Annotated in this window: 13 protein-coding genes and 1 riboswitch; of the genes, 9 read left to right on the plus strand and 4 right to left on the minus strand. The window is 72.8% G+C overall.

Going from position 1 to position 18,913, the window contains the following annotated elements; genetic code table 11:
- Positions 1 to 14: 14 nt before the first annotated feature.
- Complete coding sequence (hrpA, locus tag ABC138_RS01440; protein WP_345912512.1) at positions 15 to 3,842, plus strand: ATP-dependent RNA helicase HrpA; 3,828 nt, start codon at positions 15 to 17, stop codon at positions 3,840 to 3,842.
- 89 nt (positions 3,843 to 3,931) lie between these two features.
- Positions 3,932 to 4,837 carry a PAC2 family protein gene (locus ABC138_RS01445; RefSeq protein WP_345912513.1) on the plus strand — a complete coding sequence of 302 codons (906 nt, stop codon included), beginning with the start codon at positions 3,932 to 3,934 and terminating at the stop codon, positions 4,835 to 4,837.
- Here ABC138_RS01445 and ABC138_RS01450 read toward each other — a convergent pair.
- Positions 4,834 to 6,501 (minus strand): DNA polymerase, encoded by a 1,668-nt coding sequence (locus ABC138_RS01450; protein ID WP_345912514.1) that lies wholly within the window; start codon positions 6,499 to 6,501, stop codon positions 4,834 to 4,836. The two genes, ABC138_RS01445 and ABC138_RS01450, sit on opposite strands and share 4 nt — an antisense overlap.
- A gap of 76 nt (positions 6,502 to 6,577) precedes the next feature.
- On the opposite strand from ABC138_RS01450, the gene ABC138_RS01455 reads away from it, so the two are divergent.
- The 7 genes from ABC138_RS01455 to ABC138_RS01485 all read left to right on the plus strand — a co-directional run bounded on the left by ABC138_RS01455 (position 6,578) and on the right by ABC138_RS01485 (position 14,158).
- Positions 6,578 to 7,297 carry a hypothetical protein gene (locus tag ABC138_RS01455; protein ID WP_068324968.1) on the plus strand — a complete coding sequence of 240 codons (720 nt, stop codon included), beginning with the start codon at positions 6,578 to 6,580 and terminating at the stop codon, positions 7,295 to 7,297.
- 80 nt (positions 7,298 to 7,377) lie between these two features.
- A complete protein-coding gene (locus ABC138_RS01460; RefSeq protein ID WP_345912515.1) occupies positions 7,378 to 8,916 on the plus strand; it encodes an alanine/glycine:cation symporter family protein in 1,539 nt (512 codons plus the stop codon).
- A gap of 94 nt (positions 8,917 to 9,010) precedes the next feature.
- Positions 9,011 to 9,433 carry a DUF1232 domain-containing protein gene (locus ABC138_RS01465; protein ID WP_068324966.1) on the plus strand — a complete coding sequence of 141 codons (423 nt, stop codon included), beginning with the start codon at positions 9,011 to 9,013 and terminating at the stop codon, positions 9,431 to 9,433.
- A 90-nt stretch (positions 9,434 to 9,523) separates the two neighbouring features.
- On the plus strand, positions 9,524 to 10,630 hold the full coding sequence (locus tag ABC138_RS01470; RefSeq protein ID WP_068324965.1) for a DUF4192 domain-containing protein: 1,107 nt from the start codon (positions 9,524 to 9,526) through the stop codon (positions 10,628 to 10,630).
- 57 nt (positions 10,631 to 10,687) lie between these two features.
- A riboswitch (SAM riboswitch) is annotated at positions 10,688 to 10,798 on the plus strand.
- A gap of 15 nt (positions 10,799 to 10,813) precedes the next feature.
- Positions 10,814 to 11,962 carry a homoserine O-acetyltransferase gene (locus ABC138_RS01475; RefSeq protein WP_068324964.1) on the plus strand — a complete coding sequence of 383 codons (1,149 nt, stop codon included), beginning with the start codon at positions 10,814 to 10,816 and terminating at the stop codon, positions 11,960 to 11,962.
- A 73-nt stretch (positions 11,963 to 12,035) separates the two neighbouring features.
- Positions 12,036 to 12,434: a universal stress protein gene (locus tag ABC138_RS01480; RefSeq protein WP_068324963.1), complete on the plus strand. Its 399-nt coding sequence runs from the start codon at positions 12,036 to 12,038 to the stop codon at positions 12,432 to 12,434.
- A 194-nt stretch (positions 12,435 to 12,628) separates the two neighbouring features.
- A complete protein-coding gene (locus ABC138_RS01485) occupies positions 12,629 to 14,158 on the plus strand; it encodes an RNA polymerase sigma factor (RefSeq protein WP_338538337.1) in 1,530 nt (509 codons plus the stop codon).
- 10 nt (positions 14,159 to 14,168) lie between these two features.
- Here the strand turns inward: ABC138_RS01485 and ABC138_RS01490 are convergent, their stop codons facing one another.
- From ABC138_RS01490 to ABC138_RS01500, 3 genes are read right to left on the minus strand one after another with little or no spacing between them, the layout of a single operon-like run.
- The gene (locus ABC138_RS01490) at positions 14,169 to 16,463 is read right to left on the minus strand and encodes a DUF3488 and transglutaminase-like domain-containing protein (RefSeq protein WP_345912517.1); all 2,295 of its coding nucleotides are present in this window, start codon (positions 16,461 to 16,463) and stop codon (positions 14,169 to 14,171) included.
- Positions 16,460 to 17,674 (minus strand): DUF58 domain-containing protein, encoded by a 1,215-nt coding sequence (locus ABC138_RS01495; protein ID WP_345912518.1) that lies wholly within the window; start codon positions 17,672 to 17,674, stop codon positions 16,460 to 16,462. The genes ABC138_RS01490 and ABC138_RS01495 overlap by 4 nt, the downstream gene beginning before the upstream one ends.
- 10 nt (positions 17,675 to 17,684) lie before the next feature.
- Complete coding sequence (locus ABC138_RS01500; protein WP_068325478.1) at positions 17,685 to 18,677, minus strand: AAA family ATPase; 993 nt, start codon at positions 18,675 to 18,677, stop codon at positions 17,685 to 17,687.
- Positions 18,678 to 18,913 lie beyond the last annotated feature (236 nt).

Consider the following 18,913-nt stretch of genomic DNA (forward strand, 5'->3'; position numbering starts at 1 on the left):
ATATCCTGAACCCCATGCCCACCACCCTTCGCGACGCCGTCCCCGCGGAGGAGCTGCACTACAACGAGGACCTGCCGGTCGTCGCCCGCAAGGACGACATCGCCGAGGCGATGCGCGAGCACCAGGTCGTCATCGTCGCGGGGGAGACCGGCTCCGGCAAGACGACCCAGCTGCCCAAGATCGCCCTGGAGATCGGGCGCGGCACGACCGGGCAGATCGGGCACACCCAGCCCCGGCGGATCGCCGCGCGCTCCGTCGCCGAGCGGATCGCCGAGGAGATGCAGGTCGAGCTCGGCGGGCTCGTCGGCTACCAGGTGCGCTTCGCCGACCACAGCAGCGACCAGACCGCGGTCAAGGTCATGACCGACGGCATCCTGCTCAACGAGATGCAGCGCGACCGGGACCTGCGCCGCTACGACACGATCATCATCGACGAGGCCCACGAGCGTTCGCTCAACATCGACTTCATCCTCGGCTACCTCAAGCAGCTGCTGCCCCGGCGTCCCGACCTCAAGGTCATCATCACCTCCGCGACGATCGACCCGGAGCGCTTCGCCCAGCACTTCGGTGACGCCGCGGGCGAGCCCGCCCCGATCATCGAGGTCTCCGGCCGCACCTACCCCGTCGAGGTCCGCTACCGCCCGCTGGGCGACGACGAGGCAGACGACGGGGACGGGGACCAGGTCACCGGCATCTGCCGCGCGGTCGAGGAGCTGTGGACCGAGTCGACGAGCACGGCGCCCGATGTCCGGGACGTCCTGGTCTTCCTCTCCGGTGAGCGCGAGATCCGCGACGCGCAGGACGCGCTGACGTCGATGGACCTCCCGGACACCGAGGTCATCCCGCTCTACGCGCGCCTGTCCGCGGCCGAGCAGCACCGCGTCTTCGCACCGCACCGCGGCCGCCGGGTCGTGCTGTCCACCAACGTCGCCGAGACCTCGCTGACCGTCCCCGGCATCCGCTACGTCATCGACACCGGCACCGCGCGCATCTCCCGCTACAGCCAGCGGACCAAGGTGCAGCGCCTGCCCATCGAGCGCGTCTCGCAGGCCTCGGCCAACCAGCGCGCCGGCCGCTGCGGTCGCGTCGCCGAGGGCGTGTGCATCCGCCTGTACTCGGAGGAGGACTTCGAGTCGCGGCCCGAGTTCACCGACCCCGAGATCCTGCGGACCAACCTCGCCAGCGTCATCCTCGAGATGACCTCGCTCGGCCTCGGCGACGTCGCGCGCTTCCCCTTCATCGAGCCGCCGGACTCCCGCCAGATCACCGACGGCGTCCGGCTGCTGCAGGAGCTGCAGGCCTTCGACACGGAGACCGCGGCCGCGCGCGAGGCCCAGCAGGCGAAGGGGGGACGACGCGGCGGTGGTCGTCGCCTCACCCCCGAGGGCAGGACCCTCGCCCGGCTGCCCGTCGACCCGAGGCTCGGCCGCATGCTCATCGAGGCCGACCGGCTCGGCTGCACGACCGAGGTCCTCGTCATCGTCGCCGCGATGTCGATCCAGGACCCGCGCGAGCGGCCGACGGAGCAGCGCGCGCAGGCGGACCAGCAGCACGCGCGGTTCCGCAGGGAGGGCTCGGACTTCGCCAGCTGGTGGAACCTGTGGGTCTACCTCAAGGAGCAGCAGAAGTCCTTGTCCGGCAGCGCCTTCCGCAGGATGTGCAAGCGCGAGTACCTGCACTTCCTGCGGATCCGGGAGTGGCAGGACCTGCACTCCCAGCTCGTGCGCGCCGCCAAGCAGCAGCGCCTCGACACCCGGCAGCGCACGGCAGCAGAGGACGCCGAGCCGGACTGGGACCGCATCCACCAGGCCCTGCTCACCGGCCTGCTCAGCCACATCGGGCTGCGCGACGAGGAGAAGCGCGACTACCTGGGTGCCCGCGGTGCCCGGTTCTCCATCCAGCCCGGCACGACGAACTTCAAGCGGCAACCCCCCTTCGTCATGGCCGGCGAGCTCGTCGAGACGAGTCGGCTGTGGGCTCGCTCGTCCGCCCGCATCGACCCGGTGTGGGCAGAGCGCGCGGGCGCGCACCTGGTCAAGCGCACCTACTCCGAGCCGCGCTGGTCCAAGAAGGCCGCGAGCGTCATGGCGACGGAGCGGGTCACCCTCTTCGGCGTGCCGCTCGTCGTCGGGCGGCCGGTCTCCTACGGCAGGATCGACCCGGTCGTGAGCCGCGAGCTGTTCATCCGGCACGCGCTCGTCGAGGGGGAGTGGGACGCGCGGCACGAGTTCCTCGCCGCCAACCGCAAGCTCACCCGTCGGCTCGAGCAGCTCGAGGAGCGCGCCCGACGCCGGGACCTGCTCGTCGACGACGAGGACGTCCTCGCCTTCTACGACGAGCGCATCCCCGCGGACGTCGTCTCGGGCGCGCACTTCGATGCCTGGTGGAAGACGGCGCGCCGCGAGCAGCCCGACCTGCTGACCCTCACCGAGGAGCTGCTGACCCGCGAGGACGCTGAAGCGGTGAGCGGGCGCGACTACCCGCGCCGCTGGCGCACCGACGGGCTCGAGCTCGCCGTGAGCTACCAGTTCGAGCCCGGCACCGAGGACGACGGCGTCACCGTCCACGTGCCCGTCGCCGTGCTCAACCGGCTCACCGCCGGTGGCTTCGACTGGCAGGTCCCCGGCCTGCGCGCCGACCTCGTCACCGCGCTCATCAAGTCCCTGCCCAAGGCCACCCGGCGTCACCTCGTGCCCGCCCCCGACCACGCCCGCGCGGCCCTCGCCGAGCTGGACCCCGACGCCGGCACGTCGATCACCTCGCAGCTGTCGACCGTCCTCGGGCGCCGCGGCGGGATCCGCATCGAGGAGGGGGAGTGGGACTGGGCCAAGGTCCCCGACCACCTGCGGGTCACCTTCGCCGTCGAGGACGGCCGGCGCCGCCGGCTCGGTCGCGGCAAGGACCTCGAGGCCCTGCGGGGGAGCCTCGCCGGGCACGTCCAGCAGGGCATGTCGCGTGCCGGGGCCTCCATCGAGCGGACCGGCCTGACGACGTGGGACCTGGACGAGCTCCCGGGCACCTTCACGACCAGGACCGGCAAGCACACCGTCATCGGGTACCCGGCGCTCGTGGACGAAGGGAGCACCGTCGCCATCCGGGTGCTCCCGGACGAGCAGCAGGCCGTCGCCGCCCACCGCGCGGGCGTGCGTCGCCTGCTCCTGCTCGGCACGACCCCGCCGTGGAAGCGCGTGCTCGCACGCCTCACCAACGCGCAGAAGCTCGCGCTCGCCGACAACCCGCACGGGTCGGTCCCGAAGCTCCTCGACGACGCCCTGGCCGCGGCCGTCGACGACATCGTCGCCCAGCACGTGCGCGGACCGGTGCGCTCGCGCGCCGCCTTCGAGGAGGCGCTCGCCGCCACCCGCACCCACGTCGCGCAGCGCGTGCTCACGGCCGTCTCCGAGGTCGAGCCCGTCCTCGCCCAGCGCAGCGAGATCACGGCCCTGCTCGCTCGCCTGACCGCTCCGGTCCTCGCGAGCACCGTCGCCGACGTGCGCGCCCAGCTCGACGGCCTCGTCCGTCCGGGGTTCATCGCCGACACCGGCCTGGAGCGCCTGCCGGACCTGCGGCGCTACCTGCGCGGGATCTCCCTCCGCCTGGAGCGCGCCGCGGAGAACCCCCGCCGCGACGCCACCCACCAGGAGAGCATCGACGCGGTCGAGGCCGCCTACGCCGACCTGCTCGACGCGCTCCCGCCGCTGCGCCGTCGCTCCCGCGACGTCGTGGACATCGGGTGGATGATCGAGGAGCTGCGCATCTCCCTCTTCGCGCAGTCGATCGGCACCGCACGCTCGGTCTCGGCCAAGCGGGTCCGCTCGGCCATCGCCGCGATCGAGGTCTGATCGAGGGGGGAATGGTGGGCGCGCCACGACCGTTGCCACAATGAGTGCTTCACCGCCTGGGTGATCCGTGATGATCGAGAGGATCTGACGTGACCGAGCGCCTCTACCGCTACGAGGTCGACGCCGACCCCGCGCTGCTCCAGCCGGGGCCGATGATCGTGGCCTTCGACGGCTTCTTCGACGCCGGCATGGCCCAGCGCCTGCTCGTGGACCACCTGCTCGAGGCGAGCAGCCCGACCGTCGTGGCCTCCTTCGACGTGGACTCGCTCATCGACTACCGCAGCCGGCGTCCCGTCATCACCTTCGACGCCAACCGGTACACCGACTACGCCGACCCGACGCTCCTGCTCTACCACCTCACCGACCGGGACGGGCAGACCTACTACCTCCTCACCGGGCCCGAGCCGGACTACCGCTGGGAGGCCGTCGTCGAGGCGGTCACCTCGCTCATGGACGAGATCGGCATCTCGCTCGTCGTCCACGCGCACGGCATCCCGATGGCCGTGCCGCACAGCCGCCCGGTCGGCATGACCGTCCACGGCTCCGACGAGCGGCTCATCGGTGACCACAAGCCGGTCTTCGGCACCGTGCAGGTCCCCGCGTCCCTCGCGGCGCTCCTCGAGATGAGGCTGGGGGAGTCCTCGCGCGACGCTGTCGGCTTCAGCATCCACGTGCCGCACTACCTCGCCCAGTCGACCTTCCACGACGGCGCGCTCACCGCGCTCAACGCGATCGTCGACTGCACCAGGCTCAACCTGCCCAACGACGCCCTCGCCGAGGCCGCCCGCGAGGGCCTGATGCAGATCGAGCGCGAGATCGACGAGAACGACGAGGTCAAGGAGGCCGTGCAGGCGCTGGAGCGCCAGTACGACGTCCACCTGCGCGGTCTCGAGCGGCCGAGCCTGCTCGCGGGCGAGGGGCAGGACCTGCCCTCCGCGGACGAGCTGGGCGCGGAGTTCGAGGACTTCCTGCGCACCGTCGACGACGCCGACTAGCCCTTCGCGTCGGACCAGCGCCGCACCACGGAGGTGTCGGCGACGAAGCGCACCTGCTCACCGCCCAGCCATCGCCGGGCGGCGTCGGTGAGGGCGGCGTCGACCGCGGCCGCGGCGGCGTCCGCGTGCTCCTGCGGCACGTGCACGAGCAGCTCGTCGTGCAGGCAGAGCACGATCCGGCCGCCGAGGGGGCGCGCGGCCACGCGCACCGTGGCCGCCCACGCCTTGAACAGCTCGGCTGCCGAGCCCTGGATCACCGCGTTGCGGGCGAACCGGCCACGGGCGCCGGTGAGGCCCTCGACGTCGTCGCCGCCCCCGCCGAGGTCCGTGCGCACGAGGCGCCCCCCGTACGTGCGCACCGGCTCACCCCGCCGCCCCCGCTCCTGGGCACGCTGCAGGTGCGCCATCGCGACGGGGTACTCGCGCTCGAGCCCCTTGAGCGCCTCGGCGGCCGGCCCGGACCGCTGCCCGTACATCGCGGCCAGCACGGCGACCTTGGCGACCGGGCGCTCCACCCCGAGCCGCTCGGCGACGGGGGCGTAGAGGTCCGCGGCGCGCGTCGCCGCAGCGAAGGCCTCGTCCCGCGAGACCGCCGCGAGGACGCGCGGCTCGACCTGTCCGAGGTCCGCGCGGACGAAGACGTGACCCGGTGCCGCGACCACCGCCGGGCGCAGCTCGGCGGGCAGGTTGTGCAGGCCGGCCTGGGCGGTCATCCGCCCGGCCGCGCCGTCGCACGCCGCCCACGCGCCCCGCAGCCGGTCGTCCGGACCGACGTGCTCGCGCAGCCACCGCCACCCGTAGGTCGTCGCGATGCGCTCACGCCTGCGCCACTCGAGCAGCGCGGGCACGACCGGGTGGGTGGCCGCGTGTGCCTCGAGGACCCACTTGCGGGTCGAGGGGACGTCGATCCCTGCGCGGGCGAGCAGCGCCTTGACCTGGGCCGGGTTGCGCAGGTCGACCGACCCGGTGCCCGGGACGGCCGCGAGGACCGGCGCGTCGCGTCTCGTGCGGGCGGCGAGCTCCTCCTCGAGGGTCTGCGGCTCCGGGCCGGCAGCGTCCGTCACGAGCCGTCGGGCCGTCTCCCGGTCGATCGGCAGGCCGTCGAGCTCGAGCTCGACGCACAGCACCGCCGCGGCCGACTCGGCGTGCGCGGTGGCGAGGGCACGAGGGCCACGGGAGGCCATCCCTTCGCGCTGGATCGCGGCGACCCGCCGGGCCGCCTCGGCGAAGGCCGCGCAGCGCTCCGGCGTCGTGAGCCAGGCGCCCGTGACCGCGTCGGCGCGCAGGTACCCGTCGTCGAGGACGAGCTGCTCCGCAGGCACCTCGTCGGCGAGGAGGTCGAAGAGGTCTCCCGTCGGCGCGCTCGGTGCCGCCTGCGGGTCCAACCCGTGCGCCGCGGCCCACACCCGCTCGGGCCCGGCAGCCCACCCGCCGTGCGCGAGGCGGTGGACCTCGGCGAGGTCCCACGTGCGGTCCAGCTCGGCACCGGCGGCGACGAGCGGGGCGACCGACCTGGCCGACCACGTGACCCAGCGCGTGCCGGGGGAGAGCGCCGCCACGAGCGAAGGGAGGTCCCTCGCGAGCACCGCCGGGCCGTCCGGGGGCAGCACGGCGCCCACGCCGTCGACCCCGACGACGAGCGCTCCCGGCTGCTCCGCTCCCACGAGGCGTGAGGCTACCCGCGGCATGACAGGATCGGCCCAGGACAGACCACCGCTGCACCCGCAGAGAGGACGTCACATGGGATTCATCTCCGACCGCCTGGGCCTCGGCCGCACCAAGGTCAAGGACACCCGCACCGCGATCGAGCAGGCGCACGACCCCGCGAGCCAGGACGCGCTGGGCGGCTCGACCCTCAAGCTCGTCGAGAACCTGCTCGACACCGGCATCGACGGACGCGGGCCCTTCGACTCCGCCGCCACGGTCGCCGACCGGGCCCTGGCCGAGCACGGCGGTGACGCCGACAAGGCCGTCGACGAGATCGTCGGCGACACGCTCAAGCTGGCTGCCGCCAGCGGCTTCCTCACCAACCTCGGCGGGTTCGCGACGATGTGGGTCGCCCTGCCGGCCAACATCTTCGGCTTCTACGTCCTCGCCACCCGCATGTCCGCGGCCGTGGCCAGGGTGCGCGGCTACGACCTGACCCAGCCCGAGATCCGCTCGGCCGTCCTGCTCAGCCTGGTCGGTGCCGACGCGCAGGACCTGCTCGCCAAGGCCGGCATGGTCGCGCCGACCGGGCGCCTCGCCGGCCTGGCCGCGCAGCGACTGCCCGGACCGGCGCTCATGGTCGTCAACAAGGCCGTCGGCTTCCGCATCCTCTCGCGGGCCGGCAAGGGCGTCTTCTCGCGCTTCGGCAAGATGGTCCCCCTCGTCGGCGGTGGCGTCGGCGCCGGCATGGACGTGTGGCTGATGCGTCAGCTGGCCCAGCACGTGCGCACGGAGTTCCCGCCGCGCGGCTGACCGACCTCGAGGTGCGCGCGCAGGGGGCCCGGCGGTATCGTCCGCCGGGCCCCTGACCCGCTCAACGGAGAGTTGCCCCCATGTCCTTCGCCGAACTCGTGGACGGCGCCAACGGCTTCATCTGGTCGATCCCGCTCGTCGGGCTCTGCCTCGTGGCCGGCCTGTACTTCACCATCCGCACCCGCCTCGTCCAGGTCCTCGGGATCCCGGACATGGTCAAGCAGCTGCGGGAGGGAGAGGACTCGGTTGACGGGACCTCGTCCTTCCAGTCGCTGATGATGTCCCTCGCCAACCGCGTCGGCATGGGCAACATCGGTGGCGTCGCCACCGCCATCGCCTTCGGCGGCCCGGGTGCCGTCTTCTGGATGTGGACGGTCGCCTTCCTCGGTGCGGCGACCTCCTTCATCGAGTGCACCCTCGGCCAGATCTACAAGGAGAAGGACCCCGACACCGGTGAGTACCGGGGTGGTCCGGCGTACTACTTCGAGAAGGCCTACGCCCACCGGTGGCGCACGCTCTCGCTCGTCTACGCGGTCACCTTCGCCGTCGTCACCGTCTTCGCCATGAGCTTCTTCCTGCCCGGCGTGCAGGCCAACGGCATGTCCTCGGCGCTCGATGCAGCGTGGGGCGTCCCGACGTGGGTGACGGCCATCGGCATCGTCATCGCGCTGGCCTTCATCGTCATCGGCGGCGTCAAGCGCATCGCGACCTTCGCCGCCTTCGTCGTGCCGCCGATGGCGATCCTCTACATCCTCTTCGCCCTCGTCGTCTTCTTCGTCAACGCCGACCAGATCGGTCACGTCTTCAGCGAGATCTTCTCGGGTGCCTTCGGCGGCCACGCGGTCTACGGCGCGATCATCGGCCAGGCGGTCAAGTGGGGCGTCCAGCGCGGCATCTACTCCAACGAGGCGGGCCAGGGCACCGGCCCGCACCACGCCGCCGCCGCCGAGGTCTCGCACCCGGCGAAGCAGGGCTTCGTCCAGGCCTTCGCCGTCTACATCGACACCCTCTTCGTGTGCACCGCGACGGCCTTCATCATCATCTCGACCGACATGTACTCGGTCTTCAGGGGCGAGAGCTACCCCGGACCGACGCTCTACGAGGGAGCGATCGGGACCGACGTCGAGCCCGGCCCGGGCTTCGTGCAGGCGGGCCTGGACAGCTTCGCGCCCGGTATCGGCTCGAGCTTCGTGGCCCTGGCGCTCGTCTTCTTCGCCTTCACGACGATGGTCGCGTACTACTACATGGCCGAGGTCAACCTCGCCTACCTCACCCGCAAGATCCGCAGCGCCACCGTGCGCCGCGGGATGATCCGGGCGCTGCAGGGGTTGATCCTCGTCTCTGCCGCCTACGGGGCGACGACGACGGCCGGCTCCGCGTGGGGCCTCGGCGACATCGGTGTCGGCACGATGGCCTGGCTCAACATCCTGGGCATCCTGCTGCTCCAGGTCCCGGCCCTGAAGGCCCTCAAGGACTACCGCGCGCAGAAGGCCCGGGGCATCGACCCGCAGTTCGACCCGCGTGAGCTCGGGATCGAGGGTGCGCAGTTCTGGGAGCTGCGTGCCGACGGCCAGCTCACCCAGGGCGCTCCCCGGGAGTCGGTCGGCGCACGGGAGTGACGCCGAGCTCCTGAGGGAATCCGGACCGGGCGCGCTACGTTGGATCCAGCGGAGCGCGCCCGGACCGGGCACGCCTGAGCGTCAGGAGACCGACATGGCCACGACCAGCCGCGTCCGCAACGCCACCCACCTCGCCTCCGCCGTCCGCAGCGCGGCGCGACCAGGCGGGCCCAGCCTCTGGACCCGCCTGCGCGCCGTCCCCCGGATGATCCGCGCGGTCCGCGCGGGGCAGTACACCGGTCTGTCGTCCAGCCGCCTGATGCTCCTGCTCGCCGGTGTCGGCTACGTCGTCTCGCCGATCGACGTGGTCCCGGAGGGCCTCCTCCTCGCCCTCGGCCTGCTCGACGACGTCATGGTCATCGGCTGGGTCGCCACGACCCTGGTGCGGGAGACCGAGGACTTCATCGCCTGGGAGCAGGCGGTGGCCGCAGGCGCGTCCGGGCGCCAGCAGTGGACCCCGCCGCAGCAGCAGTGGGAGCCCGGCCCGACGGTCCGCTCGCACGTCGTGCGCGACTGACCGTCCGCAGACCACCTGCCTGACGTCCGGGTTTCCACAGGATCCGCCCGGTCGCTGCCGGCGCCCTCTGCAAGCGCCAGATTCGTCGGCATGGACCACATCGCCAGACCTCGCGACGCCGCCGAGCTCGCCGTCATCCTCCCGTACCAGCTCGGGTACCACCCGGGCCCCTCCCTCTGCCTGACCGTGATGCGCGGCCGCCGGCTCGGCCTGCTGCAGCGGCACGACCTCGTGCCCGAGCCCGCGGCCTGCCGGGCCGTCGCGGAGCACGCCATCGCCATCGCGGTGCGGGAGGGGGCCACCGCAGTCCTGCTCATGGCCTTCGAGGAGGACGAAGGGGAGTCCCGCCACCTCCGCGCGGCGATGACCGCCGCCGCCGGCGAGGCCGGGCTGCGGGTGCAGGAGCACTTCGTGGTCCGCGACGGGCGCTGCTACCCCGCAGGCGGGCCCCGGGCCAGGCGTCGCCTCGGCATCCCGCTGCCCCGACCCGAGGACGTGCCCGCCGTCGCCACCTTCGTCGAGGCAGGGGTCTGCCCGCTGCCGAGCCGTGCGCACCTGGTCGACGCCGTGCTGCCGGAGCGCGACGAGGCCAGGGCCCGTCGGGTCGCGCTCGCCGTGAACCCGCTCGAGGAGGAGTTCGCGCACCAGCAGGTGGCCCGGACCTGGGCGCGGCTGCTCGACCCCTCCGCCGACGCGACCCCGGTCGCCGAGCTCAGCGACGCAGAGCTCCTCGTCCTCTCCGCGTCGCTGCAGGACGTCGACTGGCGTGACGCGCTCCTCGGCGGGCTCTGCCCCGGAGCCGTGCCCTTCGCCACCTTCGGCGACCCCCTCGTCGAGCACGCCCGCACGGCGCTGGCGCGCTGCCCGTGGGCCCTCGTGGACCCGGACGCCGGGTCCGTGCCCGATGCTGCCGTCGACGTCGGTCGCCACCAGGAGGACGTCCTCGCGGTCCGCGCCCGCGTCGCCGAGCTCGGGCGGCTCGTGCCCGAGGAGCTCACGCCCCCGCTGCTCACCTGCACGGCGCACATCGCGTGGTGGATGGGGGACGGCACGATCGCCGGCAGCTGCCTCGAGCGCGCGCTGCAGATCGAGCCCGGCTACCGGCTCGCCGGTCTCATGCTCGACCTGCTGTCCGCCGGGCTGCGGCCCTGGGACCTCGGGCCCGACGCGCGCGCCGGGCGCCACCCCGCGGCCTAGTCCGGACAACGGACCGGACTCGATCCCGTGGGGCCGCTGTGGTTAGAGTTGTCGCCAGGTCATGAGTGCCAGCGTCAAGCCCCGGCTTGCTGGCCGGCAACCCTCCTCGCGACGGGGTGCCCCGGGTGATGACCGGGCCGCATCGCAGTGGTGCGGCAAGGCGAGACCCCGGGAGCACCGTCGATGAGCGTCACCACCACACCCCCCAGCAACACCGCGCTGTGGCGCGACGGCGACGAGCCGGGGGACCGGCACTTCCTGCGCATCGGGGACCTCACGCTCGAGTCCGGCGAACGCCTGCCTGACGTGGTGCTCGCCTACGAGACCTGGGGCGAGCTCGACCCGGCCCGGGACAACGCGGTCCTCGTCGAGCACGCCCTCACCGGCGACAGCCACGTCGTGGGCCAGGCCGGTCCGGGACACCCGACCGACGGGTGGTGGCCGGGCCTGATCGGGTCCGGCGCCCCCCTGGACAGCGACGAGTACTTCGTCGTCGCGATCAACGTCCTCGGCGGCTGCCAGGGCAGCACCGGTCCCGGGACGCTCGCAGCGGACGGTCGGCCGTGGGGTGGGCGCTTCCCCCGGCTGACGATCCGCGACCAGGTCGCGGCAGAGGCGGCGCTCGCCGACGCGCTGGGCATCGGGCGCTGGCACACGGTCATCGGCGGCTCCATGGGCGGCATGCGCACCCTCGAGTGGGCGGCTGGTCACCCCGACCGGGTCGGTACCGCCATCGCTCTGGCCACGAGCGGCTACGCGACTGCGGAGCAGATCGGCTGGAGCCAGGCCCAGATCCTCGCGATCCGCAACGACCCCTGGTTCGCCGACGGCGACTACTACGACCACCCGCAGGGTCCTGAGGTCGGTCTCGGCATCGCCCGCCGCATCGCCCACGTGACCTACCGCAGCGAGATCGAGCTGCACGAGCGCTTCGGTCGCCGGGAGCAGGACGAGCCGGCGGGGGAGTGCGGTCGTCCGCGCTATGCCGTGGAGAGCTACCTCGACCACCACGGCGGCAAGCTCGCGCGTCGCTTCGACGCCAACTCGTACGCGGTGCTCTCCGAGGCGATGAACTCGCACGACCTGGGTCGCGGGCGCGGCGGGGTCGAGGCGGCGCTCGCCCCCTTCGCCGGTCGCCTGGTCCTCGCGCCGGTGGACTCCGACCGTCTCTACCCGCCCCGCCTCTCGGAGGAGCTCGCGCGACTGCACCCACGGGCGCAGCTGACGACGATCTCCTCCCGGGTGGGCCACGACGGGTTCCTCACCGAGGTCGACCAGGTCGCCGGGCTGCTCCGCCGCGTGCTCGCCGGGGACACGGCCGCGTGTGAGTGAGACACGTCACGCGCCGCCGGTGTAGCGTCTGGCACAGGTCATTCAGGAACCGAGTATCTGTTGAGGAGCATCGATGACGATCGTCGTGGGGTATGTGTCCACCAAGGAGGGCGAGGCCGCTCTCGAGCGGGCCTTCGAGGAGTGCCACCTGCGCAAGGAGCCGCTCGTCGTCATCCACTCCGACCGGGGGGGCGTGGGGATGAGCGGCGACATCGCACGCAAGAACGAGCAGGACCTCAAACAGGTCCGGACCCGTCTCGAGGAGGCCGGCGTCGAGGGTGAGGTCCGCGGGCTCGTCCGTGGCAAGGAGCCGGCCGAGGACCTCATCGTCGTCGCCGAGGAGACCGACGCCAGCCTGATCATCATCGGCCTGCGCAAGCGCACGCCGGTCGGCAAGCTGATCCTCGGCTCCAACGCCCAGCGGGTGCTGCTCGACGCGCCGTGCGACGTGCTCGCCGTCAAGGCGCGCTGAGCCGCCACGCACGGCACCAACCGACCCAGCGGGCGTCCTTCGGGGCGCCCGCTGCGGCATTTCGGCGCACCGCGTTTTATAATGGTGACGAGCCCAGCGCGCAGCGACCGGGCGAGTCGGAGCCCGAGGGACGAACGCCACCCCTTGGAGGTCCCGGCGGATTCTTCCGTGACGAAAGGTTGTTGGTGACTGCTGTGTCCCCACGGTCCGACGGGGCGCAGGGCTCCCTCCCCAAGGAGTTCTCGCACCCATCGCTCCAGGAGCTGGTCCGCAAGGGCCACACGACCGGATCCATCACCAGTGACGAGCTGCAGGCCGCCTTCGGCGACGCGCAGATCAGCCCCAGCCGGGGGCGGGTCGTCCTGCGGGCGCTCGACGACCAAGGAATCGAGGTTCAGGTGCCACAGTCCACGTCCGCCAAGAAGACGACGGCGAAGAAGGCCCCCGCGAAGCAGGCGGTGACCAAGAAGGCCGCTACGCCAGTGAAGAAGACCGCGGCGCCCGTGAAGAAGACCGCGGCGAAGAAGGCGACCACCAAGACCGCCGCCCCCAAGGCGGCTGCGGCCGCCGCGGCGGCCCCGGTGAAGAAGGCCGCCGCCAAGAAGACCGCTGCGAAGAAGACCGCCGCCAACAAGGCCGCCAACCCGACGACGACCACGGCCGAGGAGCCGGATCCCGACGAGGACGAGGTCATCGGCGAGGACCCGGCGCAGGCGAAGGCCAAGCCCGAGACCGAGCAGGACGAGAAGTCCGGTTTCACGATCAGCAACGACGACGAGGACGACGCTCCCGCGCAGCAGGTCGTGACGGCCGGTGCCACCGCAGACCCGGTCAAGGACTACCTCAAGCAGATCGGCAAGGTCGCCCTCCTCAACGCCGAGCAGGAGGTCGAGCTCGCCAAGCGCATCGAGGCCGGCCTGTTCGCGGAGGAGAAGCTCGCCTCGGGCGAGAAGATCGACATGAAGTTCAAGCGCGAGCTGTGGTGGATCGCTCAGGACGGCAAGAACGCCAAGAACCACCTGCTCGAGGCCAACCTGCGACTCGTCGTCTCGCTCGCCAAGCGCTACACCGGTCGCGGCATGCTCTTCCTCGACCTCATCCAGGAGGGCAACCTCGGCCTGATCCGTGCGGTCGAGAAGTTCGACTACACCAAGGGCTACAAGTTCTCGACGTACGCGACGTGGTGGATCCGCCAGGCCATCACGCGCGCCATGGCCGACCAGGCCCGCACCATCCGCATCCCGGTGCACATGGTCGAGGTCATCAACAAGCTCGCCCGTGTGCAGCGCCAGATGCTCCAGGACCTGGGCCGTGAGCCCACCCCGGAGGAGCTGGCCAAGGAGCTGGACATGACGCCGGAGAAGGTCGTCGAGGTCCAGAAGTACGGTCGCGAGCCCATCTCGCTGCACACCCCGCTCGGCGAGGACGGTGACTCCGAGTTCGGTGACCTCATCGAGGACTCCGAGGCGGTCGTACCGGCCGACGCCGTGAGCTTCACGCTCCTGCAGGAGCAGCTGCACTCGGTCCTGGACACGCTCAGCGAGCGGGAGGCCGGCGTCGTCTCCATGCGCTTCGGCCTGACCGACGGCCAGCCCAAGACGCTCGACGAGATCGGCAAGGTCTACGGCGTGACGCGTGAGCGCATCCGCCAGATCGAGTCCAAGACCATGAGCAAGCTGCGTCACCCGAGCCGCTCGCAGGTCCTGCGCGACTACCTCGACTGACCGCCCCCCCTCAGCGGCGCCGGGTCAGGCGCCGCGAGAGGGCGCGGCCGAGCGCGCGCCAGGTGTCGACGCCGTCCTGGGGCCACAGCAGCGAGCGCACCTGGGCCGAGCGCTGACGGCTGGAGCGGACCCGTCCGACGACCGCGTCGACCTCGTGGGACACATCGGGCAGCTGGCTGCCGGCCGGGGCGTAGCGCGCGGTCTCCAGGGTCCTCACGACGAGGTCCAGCTGGTCCTGCACGTGTGGCTCGAGGGCCATGCGGTGGCCGAGCCAGGCACCGGCCTGCCGCGGGGTGGACCCCACGGGTGCCCGGATGCCGAGGTCGTCGAGCTGGCTGACCAGCTCCTGCCACTCCCGCTCGACCCGGGCGGCGTCGTCCTCGGCGCGCGAGCGCCCGCGACGTCGGGAGAGCCGCGCCGTGACCGGCACGATCGCGAGCAGCAGCGCGAGTCCGGCGAGACCGAGCAGCCACCACACCCACCGGGGGGTGCCCTCGTCCGCGACCGCCGTGGGGTCGACGGACGTCGCCTCCTCGCCGGGCTGGGCCGCGGCGGACGAGCTGCTCGTCGTCGACGAGCTGGACGTCGCGCTGTCCGTCGAGTCGCCTGTCTCGGAGGTCTGGATCGTGTAGCCGGGGACGGAGGCCGCGCGCGCCCCGGGCGTCGGCTCGAACCGCACCCAGCCCACGCCCTCGAAGTACAGCTCCGGCCACGCGTGGGCGTCGCTGGCGCGCACGACCCGCTGCCGGCCGTCGGGGGAGGAGCCGGGGAGGAAGCCGACGACGACGCGCGCGGGGATGCCGCGGGCGCGGGCGAGCAGGGTCATCGTCGTGGCGAACTGCTGGCAGTAGCCCACCTTGGTCCGCAGGAAGTGCACGACCGGGTCCCGGCCCGGGGGCGAAGGGGGGAGCTCCAGGTCGTAGTCGAAATCGGGCCCGCGCAGGTACTCCTGGATCGCCCGGGCGGCCTGGATCTCGCTCTCGCCCGGCGTCGTCAACGAGTCGGCGACCTCGGTGATCTCGACGGAGGACCCGGGGTCGAGGGTGAGGTACTCGTCCCGGTAGGCCGTCGGGTCGACGGGGTCGGCGAGCTGGGTGCTGCCCGCGGGGAAGTCCTCGTCCTGGGGGTCGAGCTCGGTGAAGGACGCGGAGTAGGTGCCGGGGGTGCGCTGCACGCGTGCGGTGCCGTCGCGCCCCAGCGACCACGCGATGCCGCCGAGGTCGGCGGAGTCGACGAGCGCGGGCAGGGGCAGCTGCGGCGCGGACACGCTGTTGTCCTCGACGATGACATTGCGACGGTCGCGGGCGACGCCCTCGGGCAGGTCGGCCAGGGGATCGCGCGGGACGAAGCCCTCCTGCGGCTGGCGGGTGCGCGAGGTCATCCGCCCGAACCCGTCGGTGAAGTCCTCCACGACCGCCACCCGCAGCGGCTGCGGGGTCGGGTCGTCGGTCGTGTAGCGCAGGACCGGGACCTGGCTGGGCGACTCGAGGCTGCGCTTGAGGTCGAGCTGGGTGGACAGGCGGATGCCGGTGCCGTCGCCGACGCCCGTCCCGCGCCGACCGAGCCCGTCGAGCACGAAGCGCGTGGGCATGTGCGGCACGACCGTGGTGACGGCGACGGCGCCGGCGATGGCGATCGCGCCGAGGCGGACCGCCTGCCAGCGGTGGGCGCGGGTCGCGGACTGCTGGCCGTCGCCCTGAGCGAGGAGCGGGATCGAGGTGGCCCAGCCCCGCAGGTCGAGGTCGGACTGGTGCACGACCATCGCGAGCCAGAGGCCGGCGCCCCCGAGGAACCAGCCCCAGTGCAGCGACCCGCCGGAGTTCGCGGCGGAGACGAGGAAGAGGGACAGGAGCGGGAGCCCCGCGACCGTCGGCGACCCGGCGGTGGCGCTCGACATGTCGACCGCCAGGGTCACGACCACGACGATGACGACGAGCATGACGACGATGCCCGGGGTGGACGGGGCCGGCGCGGCGTAGGTCGTGACCGTCCGTTGCGCGTCGGCGACGTGGTCGGTCAGGGCGGCGAGCGTCTCGGGGGTGGGCAGGAGCCCGGCGTAGAGGGTGTCGCGCAGCTGGGTCAGCAGGACGTAGAGCGTCGCGGCGAGCGTCTGGCCGACGATGACCAGACCCGCGTTGGGGGTGAGGGCGCGCAGCAGCATCCCGCTGCCCGCGACGGCCAGTACCCCGGCGACGGCCGACGGCATCCACGGGGCCTCCTCGAAGAGCGCGCCGAGCGGGAGCGTGACCGCGACGACGGCCGCCGCGCCGAGGAGGCCGGCGACGACGCGCGGGTCGCCCCTCATGCCCGGACCCCCAGCCCGACGGTCACGCGGGCCCACTGGTCCTGGAGGCCGTCGCCGGGGCGGACGACCTCGGCGTGCCAGCCCCCGCCGGCGAGGATGCGCGCCGTCGAGACCGCAGCTCCCTCAGCGCGAGCACCGGAGTGGAACCCACCGCGGTCGATGACGAGCGCGAGCCCGTGGCGCGAGCGGGCCGTGCACAGATCGGCGATGTCGTCGCCGAGGTCGCCGACGACCCCGATGACGAGCCCGCCCCCGTGCTGCATGAAGTCGTCGAGGGACTCGACGAGCCCCCGTGGGCTGGTCGTCGCCCGCGGCTCCACGGCGGCGAGCTCGTCGAGCGCGTGGTCGAGGCCCTCGAGGGGGCGCACCGCGCCGGCCTCGTCGGAGGCCAGGCACAGGTGGACCTCGAAGCGCTCGGACAGCAGGAGCGTGACGATGGACGCGACCGCGGTGACCGACCACTCGAAGGACCCGCCGTTGCCCGTACCGGCGTGCGCGACCGCCCGGTCGTCGAGCAGGACGAGCGCCCTCCGCCGCGAGGGCTGCTCGTCCTGGCGGACCATCGTCTCCCCGGTCCGGGCCGTCGAGCGCCAGTGGATGCGCCGCAGGTCGTCACCGATGCGGTACTCCCGCACGCCCACGTCGTCCTCGCCCTGGAGAGAGACCCGTGAGGCGGCGGAGGTCTCGCCGCCGCCGCCCGCGCGCACCCCGCGCACGGGCGTGAGCGGCAGCACCCGGGGGAGCACGACGAGCGAGGTCGTGCCCGGCACCGTCACGGCCCGGGTCACGAGGCCGAAGGGGTCGGCGAGCCGGAAGGTGAGCGGCCCGATCTGGTGGCGTCCGCGCACGTGCGAGCGGACGCGGTAGCCCACCCGGCGGGAGCCACCCCCTTCGAGCGGGGCGATGAGCAGGCGGGGACGGTCGCCGAGCGCGTAGGCCAGGTGCTCCTCGCCGCGCAGGAGGGGGGTCGGGAGCCGGCCGGCGTTGCGCACCTCCACCGTGACGTCGGCGTGGCCGTCGGTGGTGATCCGGGTCGGCTCGACGGTGCGGGTCACCTCGAGCTCATGGTCACGTCGGGCAAGGAGCAGCGCGAGCGCGGGGAGCAGGGCCAGCAGGACGCCGATCTTGGTCAGGTCGTGCAGCCCGAGCACGAGCCCGCACAGTCCGACGACCACGCCGGCCCCGAGGAAGCCCTTGCCCCGCGCGGTCACCGGTGCCCACTCACCGAGAGGCGGGCACGCGGGTGCGTTGCACGAGCTCGGTGACGATGTCGGCGGGCTCCCGTCGGGCGAGCTGCGCCTCGCTGCTCAGCAGCAGCCGGTGCGCGAGGACGACCGGCGCCAGGGCCTGGATGTCGTCGGGCAGCACGTGGTGGCGCCCGCTGAGCGCCGCGCGCGCCCGGCCGGCGCGCAGGAGGTGGAGGGTGGCGCGCGGGGAGGCGCCGAGGCGCACGAGCGAGCTGGTGCGCGTGGCCGTCGCGATGTCGACGACGTACTGGCGCACCGCGCTCGAGGCGTGGACCGTGCGCACCGCGGCGACGAGGCGGCTGATGGTCGCGGCATCGGTCACCGGACGCAGGTCCTGCAGCGGCGAGCGCGCGCCGTGGTGGTCGAGCATCGCGACCTCGGAGCCGGCGGTGGGGTAGCCCATCGACAGCCGGGCCATGAACCGGTCGCGCTGCGCCTCCGGGAGGGGGTAGGTGCCCTCCATCTCCACGGGGTTCTGCGTCGCCATGATGATGAAGGGGTGGGGCAGCGCGTAGGTGTGCCCGTCGACGGTCACCTGCGCCTCCTCCATGCACTCCAGGAGGGCCGACTGCGCCTTGGGTGAGGCGCGGTTGATCTCGTCACCGACGACCACGTTGGCGAAGACCGCGCCGGGACGGAACTCGAACTCGCGCTGGTCCTGGTTGAAGATGCTCACGCCGGTGATGTCGCTCGGCAGCAGGTCCGGCGTGAACTGCACCCGGCGCACCGACGCGTCGATGCTGCGGGCCAGGGTCTTCGCCAGCATCGTCTTGCCGACCCCGGGCACGTCCTCGATGAGCAGGTGGCCCTCGGCCAGCAGCACGGTGACGGCGGTGTCGACGACCTCCGGCTTGCCCTCGATGACGGCGTTCATCGCCTCGGCGAGCTCGCGGCCGACCGCGCGGACCTGGTCGAGTGCGCTCGGGGGCGCAGGCGCCGAGGGGACGCCTTCCCTGCTGAGTGTCACCACGACTCCGATCCGGGACGACGTCCGCCGCCCCACGCCACTCCGATGTGCTCCCGACCCTACGTCGCGCGGTGCCCCCGACTCCACGATCCGGCGGCACGACGCTCCTCGAGGACGAAGGGGGGCCGGGAGGGACGCCCTTCGCCGGTACCTGGCGTGAAAATCGCCCCACTTTGCACCACCCCCTATTTCTCAGGCGAAACCCAGGGTCCAGCTCGCGATCCACGGCCCGTGGA

Source organism: Janibacter sp. LM (genome assembly GCF_039631275.1).
Classification (GTDB): domain Bacteria; phylum Actinomycetota; class Actinomycetes; order Actinomycetales; family Dermatophilaceae; genus Janibacter; species Janibacter terrae.

Coding starts and splice junctions, on each gene's coding strand:
- ABC138_RS01465 (WP_068324966.1), top strand. CDS start 9,011: ATGGCCACGACCAGCCGCGTCCGCAACGCCACCCACCTCGCCTCCGCC.
- ABC138_RS01470 (WP_068324965.1), top strand. CDS start 9,524: ATGGACCACATCGCCAGACCTCGCGACGCCGCCGAGCTCGCCGTCATC.
- ABC138_RS01475 (WP_068324964.1), top strand. CDS start 10,814: ATGAGCGTCACCACCACACCCCCCAGCAACACCGCGCTGTGGCGCGAC.
- ABC138_RS01460 (WP_345912515.1), top strand. CDS start 7,378: ATGTCCTTCGCCGAACTCGTGGACGGCGCCAACGGCTTCATCTGGTCG.
- ABC138_RS01490 (WP_345912517.1), bottom strand. CDS start 16,463: ATGAGGGGCGACCCGCGCGTCGTCGCCGGCCTCCTCGGCGCGGCGGCC.
- hrpA (WP_345912512.1), top strand. CDS start 15: ATGCCCACCACCCTTCGCGACGCCGTCCCCGCGGAGGAGCTGCACTAC.
- ABC138_RS01455 (WP_068324968.1), top strand. CDS start 6,578: ATGGGATTCATCTCCGACCGCCTGGGCCTCGGCCGCACCAAGGTCAAG.
- ABC138_RS01480 (WP_068324963.1), top strand. CDS start 12,036: ATGACGATCGTCGTGGGGTATGTGTCCACCAAGGAGGGCGAGGCCGCT.